This is a genomic window from Streptomyces sp. NPDC050535, assembly GCF_044457665.1.
Taxonomy (GTDB): Bacteria; Actinomycetota; Actinomycetes; order Streptomycetales; family Streptomycetaceae; genus Streptomyces.
The window spans coordinates 132,591-147,266 of record NZ_JBITHE010000008.1 but is presented as its reverse complement, the minus strand read 5'-3'; the positions used below and the strand labels follow the sequence as shown (position 1 = coordinate 147,266).

The window sequence follows — 14,676 nt, the reverse complement described above, 5'->3', positions numbered from 1 at the left end:
CGATGAGCCAGGCGGCGCAGAACCTGAACTGGTTGATCACCAACTTCGTGGACAACACCCCTGGGGTGTCCCACACGGTGGTGGTCTCCGCCGACGGACTCCTTCTGGCGATGTCCGAAGGCTTTCCCCGTGACCGCGCCGACCAGTTGGCGGCCGTCGCATCCGGTCTGACCTCGTTGACCGCGGGAGCCTCCCGCATCTTCGAGGGTGGCCACGTGAACCAGACGGTTGTGGAGATGGAGCGGGGATTCCTCTTCATCATGTCCGTGTCCGATGGTTCCTCCCTCGCCGTACTCTCACATCCGGAGGCGGACATCGGCCTCGTTGGGTACGAGATGGCGCTTCTGGTGGACCGTGCCGGTACCGTCCTGACCCCGGACCTTCGAGCAGAGCTCCAGGGGAGCCTTCTCAACTAACAGACAGACGGTGCTTTTTGGTGTCCCGAGGCCATAAGGTTTCGGGACGCGGTCCCATGGTGATGGGTGCCCGGCACAGTCGGAGGAGGAGAAAAGTGGCAACACCCCCAGGCGGTTCGTCTTCGGGCAACTGGTCGTACGGCCCCGGCCAGGGGCAGGGCGGCCAGGGCGACGGTTCTCAGAACCCGAACCGGTACAACTTTCCCTCCGCACCGTCCCCTCGGCGTCAGCAGCCGTACGCACCGCAGGGTCCCGGGACCTCGCCCTACGACCAGCCGTCGGCACCGCGCATCCAGCCGGTGCAGCCGCATCGCCGTAACCCCGAGCCGTCACCGGCCGGGAACACGCACAACCCCCTGGTCCGTCCGTACGCCATGACGGGTGGCCGGACCAGGCCCCGCTACCAGCTCGCCATCGAGGCGCTGGTGCACACCACCGCACAACCGCACCAGATGCAGGGTCAGTTGCCCGAGCATCAGCGGATCTGCAACCTATGCCGGGAGATCAAGTCGGTGGCCGAGGTATCGGCCCTGCTGACCATCCCTCTCGGTGTGGCCAGGATTCTCGTCGCCGACTTGGCGGAGGCGGGCCTGGTCGCCATCCATCAGCCCGGCGGTGACGAGAACGCCGGCGGCCAGCCAGACGTGACTTTGCTCGAAAGGGTGCTCAGTGGACTTCGCAAGCTCTAGCGGAGGGCCTTCCCGCTCCACCACGTCCGCGAAGATCGTGGTGGCGGGCGGCTTCGGCGTGGGCAAGACCACGTTCGTCGGGGCCGTCTCGGAGATCAACCCGCTGCGTACCGAGGCCGTCATGACGTCCGCGTCCGCGGGCATCGACGACCTCACGCACACCGGAGACAAGACGACGACCACCGTCGCCATGGACTTCGGCCGTATCACCCTGGATCAGGACCTGATCCTGTACCTGTTCGGCACTCCCGGCCAGGACCGCTTCTGGTTCATGTGGGACGACCTGGTCCGCGGCGCCATCGGCGCGATCGTCCTGGTGGACACCCGCCGTCTCGCCGACTGCTTCCCCGCGGTCGACTACTTCGAGAACTCGGGTCTCCCGTTCGTCATCGCCCTCAACGGCTTCGACGGCAACCAGCCGTACAACCCGGACGAGGTCCGCGAGGCGCTTCAGATCGGCCCGGACGCTCCGATCATCACGACGGACGCCCGCCACCGCGCGGACGCCAAGTCGGCACTGATCACGCTTGTGGAGCACGCGCTCATGGCGCGGCTGCGCTAGCGGTCCTTCTTCTCCTCCCGTACTCACCCATCACCCGACGGCCCCCGCTTCTCCGCACGGAGAAGCGGGGGCCGTTGTCGTGCGTTCCCGTGTGGCGGCCGGGTCCTGGGCAAAGACCGCGGCCCCGCCCTCCGGAGGGAGAGCGGGGCCGTGTGCGCGCTGAAGGTGTCAGTGCCAGCTGTGCGGGGCCCGGAAGCCGGGCTCGCGCTCCAGGCGGCGCCAGCCGGCCTTGGGGCGGGCGACGTTGTGAGACGTGGCGGACGCGGGTGCGGCCGCCGCGCGAGCCACCAGGACGGCCGTGATGGCGGCGACTTCCTCGGGCTCGGCGTGGCCCTTCTCGACGCGGATGTCAGGGTTGTTCATAGGTGTCAGTCTCCGTGAGAGAGGTTTCCGCAGCGCTGCCGCGGAGGATCCGCAGGGTTACTGCGGGGGGTTGCCGTGCTTACGGGAGGGCAGGTCCGCGTGCTTGGTGTGCAGCATCGCCAGCGACCTGACGAGCACCTCGCGGGTCTCCGCGGGGTCGATGACGTCATCGACAAGACCCCGCTCGGCCGCGTAATAGGGGTGCATCAGCTCGGCCTTGTACTCCTTGACCATGCGTACGCGCATCGCCTCGGGGTCCTCCGCCTCCGCGATCTGGCGGCGGAAGATGACGTTGGCCGCGCCCTCGGCGCCCATCACGGCAATCTCGTTCGTCGGCCAGGCGAACGTGAGGTCCGCACCGATGGACTGGCTGTCCATGACGATGTAGGCGCCTCCGTACGCCTTGCGCAGGATCAGCGAGATCCTCGGCACCGTCGCGTTGCAGTACGCGTAGAGCAGCTTCGCGCCGTGCCGAATGATGCCGCCGTGCTCCTGGTCGACACCGGGAAGGAACCCAGGGACATCCAGGAGAGTGACGATCGGGATGTTAAAAGCGTCACACATCTGGACAAAGCGCGCAGCTTTTTCGGAGGCCTCGATGTCCAGCACGCCCGCGAGGGACTGCGGCTGGTTGGCCACGATTCCGACGACCTGGCCGCCGAGACGGGCCAGCGCGCAGATGATGTTGCGGGCCCAACGCTCGTGCACCTCAAGGTAGTCGCCGTCGTCGACGAGCTCCTCGATGACCTTCGTCATGTCGTACGGGCGGTTGCCGTCCGCGGGAACCAGGTCGAGCAGAACGTCCGAGCGGCGGTCGGCCGGGTCCTCCGACGCGACGCGCGGCGGGTTCTCGCGGTTGTTCTGCGGCAGCATCGACAGGAGGTAGCGGACCTCGGCGATGCAGGTCTCCTCGTCGTCGTACGCGAAGTGGCAGACGCCGGAGGTCTCCGCGTGCACGTCGGCGCCGCCGAGGCCGTTCTGGGTGATCTCCTCGCCGGTGACCGCCTTGACGACGTCCGGTCCGGTGATGAACATCTGCGAGGTCTCGCGGACCATGAAGACGAAGTCGGTGAGGGCGGGGCTGTAGGCCGCGCCGCCCGCGCAGGGGCCGAGCATCACGCTGATCTGCGGGATGACGCCGGACGCCTTGGTGTTGCGCTGGAAGATGCCGCCGTAACCGGCGAGCGCGGAGACGCCCTCCTGGATACGGGCCCCCGCACCGTCGTTGAGGGAGACCAGCGGCGCTCCGGCCGCGATGGCCATGTCCATGATCTTGTGGATCTTCGTGGCGTGGGCCTCGCCCAGCGCGCCGCCGAAGATGCGGAAGTCATGGGCGTAGACGAAGACCGTACGGCCCTCGACCGTGCCCCAGCCGGTGATGACACCGTCGGTGTACGGCTTCTTGGCCTCCAGGCCGAACCCGGTCGCCCGGTGCCGACGCAGCTGCTCGACCTCCTGGAAGGAGCCGGCGTCCAGCAGCAGCTCGATGCGCTCCCGCGCGGTCAGCTTGCCCTTGGCGTGCTGAGCGGCGGTCGCCTTCTCGCTGGGGCCCCGCAGCGCCTCCGCACGGATCGCGTGCAGCTCGGCCACGCGACCGCGCGCATCCGTGGGTTCGCCTGAGGATCCTGCGGATTCGGCCTCGTCCAAAACGGTCATGTAGCGACCTTACGAAGTCCGCCAAGGAAAAGGGGCCGTCGACTCCGTACAGTCTCCGGGCCGTTTTCCTGGCACCCCTCAACAGAACCACTCCACGCAGGCAGGCGATCTGACTGCTCAAGGGGCACAGGGCTTGTAGAGGTCACACAAACTCGTCAGCTGAGAGCCACCTCACATTCATGAGGAGCACATGCCATCCCTGGGGTGAACGGCCACTCTCCGGCCGCCACCTCGGGCCGCTGCCCGGGAAGCGGTTCGACGGGACGCACCGTAACGTCATCAACACACAGAGGATGATGTTGAAACTTGAATGGAATAGGTCTACCTTCACCCTTGTTGGCATCGTTGAAACTTAAACAGCCTCAGTGAACAGCCTCGCGTCGCGACTTCGGACGAAGCCGCGACCCGTCCCCCAAGGAGCAGATCATGGGCATCTTCGGCCGCAAGACAGACACCGACACCGACGCCGCCACGACCCCCGCCGAGGTGAACCCCGACCTGGCCGCGCTGACCGGCGAGTACACGATCGACCCGGCGCACTCGACGATCGGCTTCGTCGCCCGCCACGCGATGGTGACCAACGTCAAGGGCAGCTTCAAGGACTTCGAGGGCGCGCTGCACCTGGACGGCTCGGACCCGTCCAAGTCGACCGCCACGCTCGACGTCAAGGTGGAGAGCATCGAGACCGGTTCGGCGGACCGTGACGGCCACCTCAAGAGCGCCGACTTCTTCAAGGCGGACGAGTTCCCGACCATGACCTTCCGCTCCACCGAGGCGGAGGCCCTGGGCGGCGACGACTACCGGATCACCGGCGAGCTGTCGATCCTCGGCACCACCAAGCCGCTCACCATCGACCTGGAGTTCAACGGCTCCGCGACGGACCCGTTCGGCAACCAGCGCGTCGGTTTCGAGGGCACGGCGCAGATCCTCCGCTCCGAGTGGGGCCTCTCCTGGAACGCGGCCCTGGAGACCGGTGGCGTTCTCGTCTCCGACAAGATCAAGCTGGTCTTCGACATCTCGGCGATCAAGAACGTCGCCGCCTGAGCCGACGACAGCCGCCTCGGGGCCTCGGCCCTACGGCATCGTGACAGCGCCCGTCCTCCGCAGCCCCCGCGGCCAGAGGACGGGCGCTTCGCTATGTGCGAACGCACGTCCGGACGGAAACCCGGACGCCCGCCGCGAGAACACGCCTCAACCTGTGACTCCGCAATGAGAACTTGGGTGCCAACGATGAATGCAACAGAATTGTTGACAATCCTGAACTGGCCCATTTACGTTCGCAAGCAGAAGATCGGGTGGGACGACACGGGTGGGCGATACCGCCGCCGGGGCCTACAGGGCCACCGCATGTGCGTCCTGCGCGACGGAGTCGACTCGACGGCAGCACCGCGTCTGCCGCGCATGGGAGAGACCTCAGTGAAGCACAGGGCAGTGAAGCGCAGGACCGTCGTCATGGGCATGGGCGCCACCGCCGGGGTCGCCGCGGCCGGCGGCTTCGCGTTGAGTGCGAACGCATCGGGCACGTCGAAGTCCTCGGCCGCCTCGGGTGCCCTCGCCTTCGACAAGGACGCCTATACCGAGCTGACGACGACCATCACCGACGCGGACGGCGACGACAAGGAGGTCGTCTACCACTTCTGGAAGGCGATCACCTATGTCACCAACCCGGTGGACGAGAAGTACCAGAGCCTGAACGTCAGCGTTCCGGTCAAGATCGACGGCAAGGCCGTGGACGCCACCGACGCCCCCATCATCTTTCCCAACGCCGTCGGCGGATACATGCCGTCCTCGGTGGCCGACGCCACGGGTGTGGGCGGTGCCGAGATGACCGGCACGCCGACCGGGGGCGGTGCCGCGCCCAGCGCCTCGGCCTCCGCTTCTGCTTCTGCTTCTGCTTCTGCCTCTGCCTCTGCCTCTGCGGGCTCAGGTGAGGTGGCTTCCGGCGGCAACGCGATGACCAACGCCCAGGGCGGCATGGTCAACCTCGGCAAGCTGGGCCTGGCGGCGGGTTACGTCGTCGTGGAGCCCGGCGCGCGCGGCCGGACCCTCAAGGACTCGGACGGCAACTACTACGGCACCGCGCCCGCCGCCATCGTGGACCTCAAGGCCGCCGTGCGGTACGTGCGCGCCAACAAGGGCGTCATCCCGGGCGACACCGACCGGATCGTCTCCACCGGCACCAGCGCGGGCGGCGCCCTCTCCGCCCTGCTCGGCGCGTCCGGCGACAGCGAGATCTACGCCAAGTACCTGAAGGAGCTCGGCGCCGCCGACGCGTCCGACGCCATCTTCGCCACCGGAGCCTGGTGCCCGATCACCGACCTGGAGCACGCGGACGGTGCCTACGAGTTCAACTGGGGCACCAACGCCCTGAGCACCGGCAAGCAGGTCGACCAGACCGTCTCCAAGGCGCTCCAGTCCCAGTTCGCCGAATACCAGGCCTCCCTCAAGCTGCGGGGCCTGAACCGCTTCGGCTCCCTCACGGCCCGCAACTACGACGACTACATGGTGGAGACCTACCTCCAGCCGTCGGCCACCAAGTACCTCACGGATCTGTCGGACTCCGCCCGTGCGACCTACCTGGCCGCGAACACGTTCATCACCTGGTCCGGCGGTGAGGCGACCTTCACGTGGGCCGACTTCCTGACGCATGTGGGCGCGCGGAAGAAGGGCACGCCGGCCTTCGACGCCTTCGACCTGTCGGCGGGCGAGAACAACGAGTTCGGCAAGGACACGACCGAGGCACGCCACTTCACTGCCTACAGCCTCAAGAACGACACCACCGGGGTCACCAGCAAGCGTCTCGCCGGCGACATCCCCGAGAAGCTCGACCTGATGAACCCGATGTACCACTTCGCCAAGAAGAACCCGGGCCGCTCGAAGCACTGGTGGATCCGCCTCGGCACGAAGGACTCCGACACCTCCCTGACGGTCTCCGCCAACATCGCGGCCGCCGCCGACAACCTCGGCGACGACGTCAACCACTTCTACTACTGGGACGAGGGCCACGGTTCGAACATCGACCCGGCCGACTTCCTCACCTGGGTCGCCAAGGTGACGGGCGGCACGAAGCGCGCCGCCTCCCGCAAGTAGCACCCGTCAGCACCGCCCGCTGAGCGGCGTCCCCTCCAGATGCGGATGCCGCCCGCCTAGACGCCGAGCCCGCGCCCCCGGGGCTCGGCGTCTAGGTGTTCTCGGGTCTGGCCCCGCCCCGCCCCCGCCTCGGTCCCGGTCCCGGTGAATAACCCGGTGCGGGTACCCGCAGGTGGCAGTTAGCCTCCGGGCATGACCTGGTTGCCCGTTGGCTTCGTTCATCCCGTTCGTGTCGAGTTGCCGGGCGGATATCACCTACGTCCGATCAGCGGGGCGGACGCGGACCTCGACTACCCGACCGTGATGGGCTCGCGCGAGCGGCTGTGGTCCATCTTCGGTGCGGCGTGGGGATGGCCCGCCGAGACCATGTCGTACGAGGCGAACAAGAAGGACCTGGAGCGGCATGCGGACGAGATCGCCGCGCATCAGTCCTTCAACTACGTGCTGCTCAATGACGCGGGTACCGAGGAGTTCGGGTGTGTCTACATCGATCCGCCGGAGAAGACCGGTGCCGATGCCGAGATCTCCTGGTGGGTCGTGGACGAGCGCGTGGGCACCGACCTGGAGCGGGACCTGGACGCGCTGGTGCCTCGGTGGATCGACGAGGACTGGCCCTTTGAGCGACCGCGGTTCATCGGGCGGGACTTGTCGTGGCAGGACTGGCTGAGCTTGCCGGACGCCGGCTGACCCTGGTCTCACGGACCTACGCGTCGCGCCGCCTGAACGCCGCTCCGCCCAGCAGCAGTAGCCCGAGGGCGTACGCCGCCAGCACTCCCAGACCTGGCCAGGGGCCTATCGGGAGCCGGGCGAGATCCCGCGTCGCCTGGATGGCCAGGCCCGCCGGCATGGGGGCCCAGCGCTCGATACGGTCCGTCCAGGCCGCCGAGCCGAGCAGGTCGGCCAGCAGCGGGACGACGTACAGGAGGCCGAGGCCCAGCGTGATCGCGCCCGCGGTGTCCCGTAGCAGGGCCGCCAGGCCGAGGCCCAGGAGGGCTATCAGGATCAGGCAGAGGACTGAACCGAGTGCTGCCCGGAGCGTGGTCGGGTCGGTGAGGGTGTGGAGGGGGTAACCCTCGGCCGGGGTGAATCCGTTGCCCGGGAGGATCAGGCGGGCGGCGTAGAGGGACGCGGTGATCGCCAGGACGCCGGCTGCCGCCGTGACAGCGGCGAGGACGGCCGCCTTCGCCACGAGAACCCGCGAACGGCGTGGGATCGCCGTCAGCGTGGTGCGGATCGTGCCCGTGCCGTACTCCGCTCCCAGCGACAGGGCCCCGAGAATCAGGACCGTCGCCTGGCCGAGCCAGACTCCCATGAGGCTCAGCTTCACCGTGTCCTCGTGGCACGCCGCCGCCGTCAGGCAGTCCCGGGTGGTGACCGCGGCAGCCGAGGCCGTACCCACCGCGACCGTCAGGACCACCGTCGCGGCCAGGAGCAGCCAACTGCTCGGCAGCGTAAGGAGTTTCGTCCACTCGGCGTGGAACGACCACCTCATGCCTCCCCTTGACGATGACCCCGTACCCCTCCTCGCCGACGACGACCTCATACGTCTCTCCTGCGCAGGCGCCAGGCGGCCAGCGCCAGTGCCACCGCCACGTATGCGCACAGGACCGCGAGGCCGTTCCACGGGGCGAGGGGGTAACAGCCGCTCTCCGGGAGACAGTTGTGGTCGACCTGGGGGTAGTACGTCACTCCCTGCTGGACGGCGAACGCCGCCGCCGGGGTGACCTTGAGCAACCAGTGCGCCACCGTGAGCGGGAGGGCGAAGGCGAGGACCTGCGGGAGGATCACGAGGACGACCACGACCGTGATCGCGCCGGCGCTGTTGCGGAGCAGCGCGCCTGCCGCGAGGGCCAGCACCGCCACCAGGGACAGGAGAGCCGCGCTGCCGACGACCGCACGTAGGGCTGGGGTGTCCAGGAGGGAGAGGTCGGGGTACGCGGGGGGCGCGAACCCGTTGTCCCGCATGGCGCTCTGAGCGAGGGGGAAGGTGATCGCCGTAGCCGCCAGGCCGACGGCGAACGTGACGCCACCGATCACCAGGGCCTTCGCCGTCAGGACCCTGGCGCGGCGGGGCGTCGCCGTGAACGTCGTACGGATCATGCCGTGTTTGTACTCGGACGTGATGAAGAGGGCGCCCAGCGCCACCATGAACAGCACCGCCACCAGGACGCCCTGGAAGCTCATCTGGACGATGTCGCCGCCGGTCTGGTCCGGGGCGATGTCACCCTGACCGGTGACGGTGTAGACACCCGCGGCCGATACCAAGGTGGTGCCGGGTGTGATGTGCGCCGGACCGGACTGCGGGGCGTCGGGGTCGTCCGGAGCGGGGGCGCCCACGTCCGTGCTGGTCCAGGGGGCTCCCTTGACGCCGCCGCTCAGGGCGAGGTGGTCGAAGCTCGCCGTGATGCTCGTACTGCCGGCCTTCTCGGAGGTGCCGCCGAAAGCCCGCCGCAGGTTGTTGTGGAGGGGGGTGGCGACGAACAGGCCCGCCTCGGCCGTCCTCGTCAGCCCGGGCAGCTCGACCGAGCCCACCTTCGTCCACTCGGATCCGTCGGCCGACTCGTACCCCGTCAACCGCGCGCCCGTCCGTGTCAGGCGGAGCCAGCGCGGAGCTTCGGACGCTCCGCTGCCCGCCTTGTCCTGTGTGAAGTTCCACTGCATGCGGACGCCGTGGTCGGGGGTGACCATCAGCGCCGCGTACTGACTGCCTGCCTCGGTGCTCTGCTTGATGGCGACTCCGGCCTTGGCCCACGGCTCGGGGTTGCCCGCGAGCCCTTTGAGGTCGGATACACGGACCGTGACGCTGCCGTCGGCGGCGAGCGGCTGGTGGACGAAGCGGAATCTGTCGTTGACCCGGGTGCCGTCCGGGGCGACGGTGACCTGGTTCTCGTTGGACCCGTCCGAGGAACCGTCCGCCGCGAACTGGGAGATCAGGACCGTGACCGCCGCGGCCACGGCGAGCACCAGCACCCAGATCCGCACCGTCCAGAACTTGGACCACTCCGCGCGGAGCAACCGTCCGAAGCCGTCGCGGGTGGGCGGGAGTTTTGAGCGGTAGGCGGTGACGGTCGTGGTCGGCGTCGGCGTCGGCGTCGGCGTCGGCGTCGGGGAGGGTGTCGGGGAGGGTGTCGGCGAGGTCATCGGGCCACCTCGCCCTCGGGTGCCGAGGTGAACTCGGTCGCGTGTCTGGTCAGTTCCATGTACGCCTCTTCCAACGTCGCCCGGTGTGCGCCCACTTCGGCGAAGGGGATTCGGGAAGCGCCGAGCAGGGCCACGATGCGCTCCGCGGGCAGGCCGGTGACCGTGAGGGTGTCGGCGCCGGTGACGGCGACGGTGGCGCCCTCGCCTGCCAGCAGCTTCATCGCCTCCGTACGCGCGCTCGTGCGCAGGGCGACACGGTCGCCGGACGCGGCGGCGAGCAGGGTCGCGACGGCGGTGTCGGCGATGAGACGGCCCCGGCCGATGACGACCAGATGGTCGGCGGTGTCCTCCAGCTCGCTCATGAGGTGGCTGGAGACCAGGATGGCCCGGCCCTCGGCGGCCAGTCGGCGCAGTAGGCCACGGATCCACTGGATGCCCTCGGGATCGAGGCCGTTGACCGGTTCGTCGAGGAGCAGGACCGGCGGATCGCCCAGCAACGCGGCCGCTATGCCGAGGCGTTGACGCATACCGAGTGAGTAGCCGCCCGCGCGGCGGCGGGCCGCCTGGGCCATTCCGACCTCTTCGAGGACCTCGTCCACGCGGCGCAGGGACAGACCGTGCGAGTGCGCCAGCCAGCGCAGGTGGTCACGGCCGCGGCGGCTCGGATGCAGAGCGGCCGCATCGAGCAGGGCGCCCACCTCGAGAAGGGGAGAGCGCAGGGACTGATAAGCACGGCCGCCGATGAGCGCTCGCCCCTCGTCGGGGGCGTCCAGGCCGAGCACGGACCGCATCGTGGTCGACTTGCCCGCCCCGTTCGGGCCGACGAACCCGGTCACCTGCCCCGGCTCGACCGTGAAGGACAACCCGTCGACCGCGACGGTCCTGCCGAACCGCTTGCGCAGGTCTTGGACTTCGATCGTTGCGTCACTCATGCCCAGCGACACTAGGGACCGGCGGGCCTCCTCGTCGTCCCGCCAGGGAGCCGTCTTCGGCACCCCTGACGCGAGGGAGGAATCGCCTTCCGAGTCCCCCACATGAGGGAGAAACCCCAGGGTGACGCGCTGCGCCGCCGCCGACGGCACAATGGCGGGCATGAGCGAGGACACGGCGCGACGCGGCGATGGGCTCGCGGGGGTGTGGAAGCGAGTGCGGCGCTTCCCGACCCCCGTGGCCTACCCCGCCGCGCTCGCTTTCCTCGGCTGCGCCGAAGTCCTCGTACGTGTCGGGAGCCTGCGTGAGAATCTCGCGCTCGCCCTGCTGCTCGCGGTCTGCACCACGCTGCCGCTCACCTTTGTCCTCGGGGCCGAGCGCGCCGTGGTGGTACGGGCCTGGGCCGCCGTGGCGGTGACCTCCGCGGGAGTGCTGGCGCTGACGCCGTTCCGGGCGCTCACGCTGGCAGGCGTCGTGGCCCAACTGGCTTCCGTGTACTGGCTCGGGAGAGCGGGGGCGTCCCGGCTCAGCGGGGCACTCGTGCTGCCGTACGTCGTCCTGGCCCTGGTCAGTCAGGACAGTGACGCCACCCGGGTGACGGCCGTCCTCGTTGCCACGCTCGCCTCCGCGGCGGCCGCGACCGGCATCACCCATCACGTCCGCAGCGCGGCGCTGGCGCACAGCGCGACCGAGCGGGCCTTCGCCGACACTCTGCTCGCACATGCCGCGCGCGGTGAACGGGCCCGGATCGCAAGGGAGCTGCACGACGTCGTCGCGCACCACATCTCGGTGATCGCCGTCCAGGCCGAGACCGCCCGTCTGACCACGACCGGGCTCCCCGCCGACGGCGCCACCCGGCTGCTCGCCATCGGGGACACCGCACGGACCGCGCTGACGGAGATGCGGCGGCTCCTGGGGGTACTGAGAGAGGACGCCGACGCGGTGGTCACCCGGCGCCCACAGCCCGGCCTGCACCAGCTCATGGAGTTGATCGACGAGTCCCGGGACGTCTCCGGCTCCCGCACCCGGTTGATCGTCAGCGGCCGGGTCGCCGCCCTCGATCCGGGTATCGAGGTCACCGCGTTCCGCATCGTCCAGGAGGCCCTGACCAACGCCAGACGGCACGCGCCGGGTGCGGCCGTCGACGTGGAACTGCGCTATGCGGAGCAGGACTTGGCGATTCGCGTCCGTGACAACGGGCCGGGGCCCGGTCTCCCGAGCGACCTCGTTGCCCACTACGCCGGCCACGGACTCCTCGGTATGCGGGAGCGTGCATCCACGGTCGGCGGCAGCCTCCGAACCGGCCCGGCTCCGGGGGGCGGCTTTCTGGTCGAGGCCCTGTTGCCGGTGCGAGCGGAGGCTGTCGTATGACCGAAGGCAGGACCGAAGGCACAGGCGAAGCTGAGCCGATGACCGAGGCCGAGCCGAAAACTGATGCCACAGCCACAGCCACAACTATGGCCACGGCCACGGCGGCCACCGCCCCCGTCCGTATCGTCGTCGCCGATGACCACGAGGTCGTGCGTGCCGGATACGCCGGGCTGCTCTCGACCCAAACGGACTTCGCGGTCGTCGGCACGGCGCGCGACGGTGCCGAGGCCGTGCGGATCTGCCGGGAGCAGCGGCCCGACGTGGTCCTCATGGACGTACGTATGCCGGTCATGGACGGGATCCAGGCGACTGCCGAGCTGATGACCGACGAGTCCGCTGGTCCGGACGCTGACGCGGACGCCCGCGTGGACTCGGACCCTGACCAGGACGCGCCGCGCGTGCTCATCCTCACCACCTTCGATCTGGACGAGCATGTGTACGACGCTCTCGCGGCTGGGGCGAGTGGGTTCCTCTTGAAAGACGTCACCGCGGAGCGGCTCTTCGAGGCCGTACGGATCGTGGCCGCGGGTGAGGCGCTCCTCGCGCCCGGCATCACGCGGCGTCTGATCGCGGAGTTCGCCCGGCTGAAGCCCCGCGCGCCCACGCGGAAGACGCTCGGTGTGCTCACACCGCGGGAGACGGAGGTGTTGCGGCTGATCGCGGAGGGGCTGTCCAATCCCGAGATCGCGGGGCGGCTCCAAGTCGGCGAGGAGACGGTGAAGACGCACGTCAGCCGGGTGCTGTCCAAGCTCGGGCTGCGGGACCGTACACAGGCGGTCGTGACGGCGTACGAGTCGGGGCTGGTCGTACCGCGCGCGATCGCCGGGCCGTCGAGGTCGGCCTGAGCCCAGGCACGGGTCAGGGCTTCGACTCAGACCCAGGCCTCTGCGCTGGCCCTGGCTTTGGCCTTGGCGCTGGTCTTGGTCGTGGTCCTGGCGCTGGCTCAGTGGCCGATTTTCCGTCGACCCCGCCAGCCCCGTCGGCCCCGTCGGCCCCGTAGGCCGCTCCGGCCGCTCCGGCCGCTCCGGCCGCTCCGGCGGAGAACCTCGCGGGTTTCAGCGGGCGTCGTAGTCCTGGCGGGCGTCGTCGACCTTGTCGAGGTTGGCGGTGGCCCAGTCGGCGAGGGTGGCGAAGAGGGGGGCCAGGCTGCGGCCCAGTTCGCTGATCTCGTACTCGACGCGTGGAGGGACCTCGGCGTGGTAGGTGCGCAGGACGAGTCCGTCGCGCTCCAGCTGGCGCAGGCGTTGTGTCAGCACCTTGGGCGTGATCTTGGTGATGCGGCGTTCCAGTTCGACGAAGCGTAGCCGCCCGTATTCGTTGAGCGCCCACAGGATCGGTGTCGTCCAGCGGCTGAAGACGATGTCGACCACCGGGGCGATCGGGCAGGCGATCTCCGGGTCGATCGGCACGTTCGCCGCCCGCAATGTGGCGTCGGTCACAACCGGCCTCTTTCCCCATTACTTTCCTCTAGGTACCTACTATGCCATCGCTAGTAGCTTCTCATCAGGCCCACAGGGGGCCCGGCCAACAGGGCACAGGGGAGCGAACATGATCGTGGTGACCGGAGCGACGGGCAATGTCGGACGGCCGCTCGTGGAGGCGCTGGCCGCGGCCGGTGAGCAGGTGACGGCGGTCTCGCGCGGGGCCACGGGGTCCGAGTTGCCGGCCGGAGTGCGGCACGTCCGGGCCGATCTGGGCGACCCGGAGAGCCTGGTGCCGGCGTTCGACGGGGCCGAGGCGCTGTTCCTGCTGACGTCAGGGGAGCTGCTCTCGGACGGGGACCACCTGAGCGGGGCCCTCGACGCGGCTCGGGGCGGGGGCGTACGACGTGTCGTTCTGCTGTCCTCTCAGGGCGTGGGGACGCTGCGGCATCCGCCGGGGCTGGAGGACGCGGTCAAGCGGTCGGGGCTGGAATGGACCATGCTCCGGCCGGGAGGTTTCCACTCCAACGCGTTCGCGTGGGCCGAGGCGGTCCGGGCGAGGCGGGAGGCAGCCGCCCCCTTCGGCGATGTCGCGCTGCCGACGGTCGACCCGGTCGACATCGCCGAGGTCGCCGCCGTCACGCTGCGGGAATCCGGTCATGGCGGCGGCACCTATGTGCTGACCGGGCCGGCGCCCGTCTCGCCCCGGCAGCAGGTCGCGGCGATCGGGGACGCGCTGGGCGAGCCGGTGCGGTTCGTCGAGCAGACGCGTGAGGAGGCGCGGGCGCGGATGCTGGGGTTCATGCCGGAGCCCGTTGCCGACGCCACGCTGGCGATTCTGGGCACGCCCACGGCCGAGGAGCAACGGGTCAGTCCGGATGTGGAGCGGGTTCTCGGACGTCCGGGGCGTACGTTCGCGCAGTGGGCCGAGCGGAACGCCGCCGCGTTCAAGTGACCACGCTGACCGACGTGGCCCGCGCTGACCACAGCGGTCAGCGCGGTAGGAGCAGCCCGAGCAGTAGGAGTAGCCAGAGTGG

Annotated in this window: 15 protein-coding genes; 9 read left to right on the top strand and 6 right to left on the bottom strand. The window is 69.4% G+C overall.

The annotated features are described in order from the left end of the window. Positions 1 to 2: 2 nt before the first annotated feature. The 3 genes from ACIBLC_RS19900 to ACIBLC_RS19890 all read left to right on the top strand — a co-directional run bounded on the left by ACIBLC_RS19900 (position 3) and on the right by ACIBLC_RS19890 (position 1,667). Positions 3 to 416: a roadblock/LC7 domain-containing protein gene (locus ACIBLC_RS19900; RefSeq protein ID WP_384379066.1), complete on the top strand. Its 414-nt coding sequence runs from the start codon at positions 3 to 5 to the stop codon at positions 414 to 416. Positions 417 to 511: 95 nt separating this feature from the next. Beyond that, positions 512 to 1,105, top strand: coding sequence for a DUF742 domain-containing protein (locus tag ACIBLC_RS19895; protein WP_399212324.1), 594 nt, complete (start codon positions 512 to 514; stop codon positions 1,103 to 1,105). Beyond that, entirely contained in the window at positions 1,086 to 1,667 is a 582-nt protein-coding gene (locus tag ACIBLC_RS19890; RefSeq protein WP_030793786.1) for an ATP/GTP-binding protein, read from the top strand. The genes ACIBLC_RS19895 and ACIBLC_RS19890 overlap by 20 nt, the downstream gene beginning before the upstream one ends. 168 nt (positions 1,668 to 1,835) lie before the next feature. Here ACIBLC_RS19890 and ACIBLC_RS19885 read toward each other — a convergent pair whose 3' ends face one another. Next, the gene (locus ACIBLC_RS19885; protein ID WP_399212323.1) at positions 1,836 to 2,030 is read right to left on the bottom strand and encodes an acyl-CoA carboxylase subunit epsilon; all 195 of its coding nucleotides are present in this window, start codon (positions 2,028 to 2,030) and stop codon (positions 1,836 to 1,838) included. Positions 2,031 to 2,087: 57 nt separating this feature from the next. Then, the gene (locus ACIBLC_RS19880; RefSeq protein ID WP_399212322.1) at positions 2,088 to 3,686 is read right to left on the bottom strand and encodes an acyl-CoA carboxylase subunit beta; all 1,599 of its coding nucleotides are present in this window, start codon (positions 3,684 to 3,686) and stop codon (positions 2,088 to 2,090) included. A gap of 426 nt (positions 3,687 to 4,112) precedes the next feature. Here ACIBLC_RS19880 and ACIBLC_RS19875 point away from each other — a divergent pair, with 426 nt between their 5' ends. The 3 genes from ACIBLC_RS19875 to ACIBLC_RS19865 all read left to right on the top strand — a co-directional run bounded on the left by ACIBLC_RS19875 (position 4,113) and on the right by ACIBLC_RS19865 (position 7,463). Beyond that, positions 4,113 to 4,730 (top strand): YceI family protein, encoded by a 618-nt coding sequence (locus ACIBLC_RS19875; protein ID WP_399212321.1) that lies wholly within the window; start codon positions 4,113 to 4,115, stop codon positions 4,728 to 4,730. 408 nt (positions 4,731 to 5,138) lie between these two features. Further along, positions 5,139 to 6,776, top strand: a complete 1,638-nt coding sequence (locus ACIBLC_RS19870; protein ID WP_399212510.1) for a subtype B tannase — start codon at positions 5,139 to 5,141, stop codon at positions 6,774 to 6,776. A gap of 192 nt (positions 6,777 to 6,968) precedes the next feature. Further along, positions 6,969 to 7,463 carry an N-acetyltransferase gene (locus tag ACIBLC_RS19865; RefSeq protein ID WP_399212320.1) on the top strand — a complete coding sequence of 165 codons (495 nt, stop codon included), beginning with the start codon at positions 6,969 to 6,971 and terminating at the stop codon, positions 7,461 to 7,463. Between the two features lie 16 nt (positions 7,464 to 7,479). Here the strand turns inward: ACIBLC_RS19865 and ACIBLC_RS19860 are convergent, their stop codons facing one another. From ACIBLC_RS19860 to ACIBLC_RS19850, 3 genes are read right to left on the bottom strand one after another with little or no spacing between them, the layout of a single operon-like run. After that, positions 7,480 to 8,268 (bottom strand): ABC transporter permease, encoded by a 789-nt coding sequence (locus tag ACIBLC_RS19860; protein ID WP_399212319.1) that lies wholly within the window; start codon positions 8,266 to 8,268, stop codon positions 7,480 to 7,482. Between the two features lie 47 nt (positions 8,269 to 8,315). Continuing rightward, the gene (locus tag ACIBLC_RS19855; protein ID WP_399212318.1) at positions 8,316 to 9,917 is read right to left on the bottom strand and encodes an ABC transporter permease subunit; all 1,602 of its coding nucleotides are present in this window, start codon (positions 9,915 to 9,917) and stop codon (positions 8,316 to 8,318) included. Beyond that, positions 9,914 to 10,849 (bottom strand): ABC transporter ATP-binding protein, encoded by a 936-nt coding sequence (locus ACIBLC_RS19850; RefSeq protein ID WP_399212317.1) that lies wholly within the window; start codon positions 10,847 to 10,849, stop codon positions 9,914 to 9,916. Before ACIBLC_RS19850 ends, ACIBLC_RS19855 begins: the two co-directional genes overlap by 4 nt. A gap of 160 nt (positions 10,850 to 11,009) precedes the next feature. Between ACIBLC_RS19850 and ACIBLC_RS19845 the strand changes: the two genes are divergently transcribed. Together ACIBLC_RS19845 and ACIBLC_RS19840 are read left to right on the top strand one after the other, a co-directional pair. Further along, positions 11,010 to 12,218, top strand: a complete 1,209-nt coding sequence (locus ACIBLC_RS19845; RefSeq protein WP_399212316.1) for a sensor histidine kinase — start codon at positions 11,010 to 11,012, stop codon at positions 12,216 to 12,218. 86 nt (positions 12,219 to 12,304) lie between these two features. After that, complete coding sequence (locus ACIBLC_RS19840) at positions 12,305 to 13,063, top strand: response regulator (protein ID WP_399212315.1); 759 nt, start codon at positions 12,305 to 12,307, stop codon at positions 13,061 to 13,063. Between the two features lie 210 nt (positions 13,064 to 13,273). On the opposite strand, the gene ACIBLC_RS19835 is transcribed toward ACIBLC_RS19840, so the two are convergent. Beyond that, on the bottom strand, positions 13,274 to 13,657 hold the full coding sequence (locus ACIBLC_RS19835; protein WP_399212314.1) for a winged helix-turn-helix transcriptional regulator: 384 nt from the start codon (positions 13,655 to 13,657) through the stop codon (positions 13,274 to 13,276). A gap of 109 nt (positions 13,658 to 13,766) precedes the next feature. Here ACIBLC_RS19835 and ACIBLC_RS19830 point away from each other — a divergent pair, with 109 nt between their 5' ends. After that, positions 13,767 to 14,594 carry an NAD(P)H-binding protein gene (locus tag ACIBLC_RS19830; protein ID WP_399212312.1) on the top strand — a complete coding sequence of 276 codons (828 nt, stop codon included), beginning with the start codon at positions 13,767 to 13,769 and terminating at the stop codon, positions 14,592 to 14,594. Positions 14,595 to 14,676 lie beyond the last annotated feature (82 nt).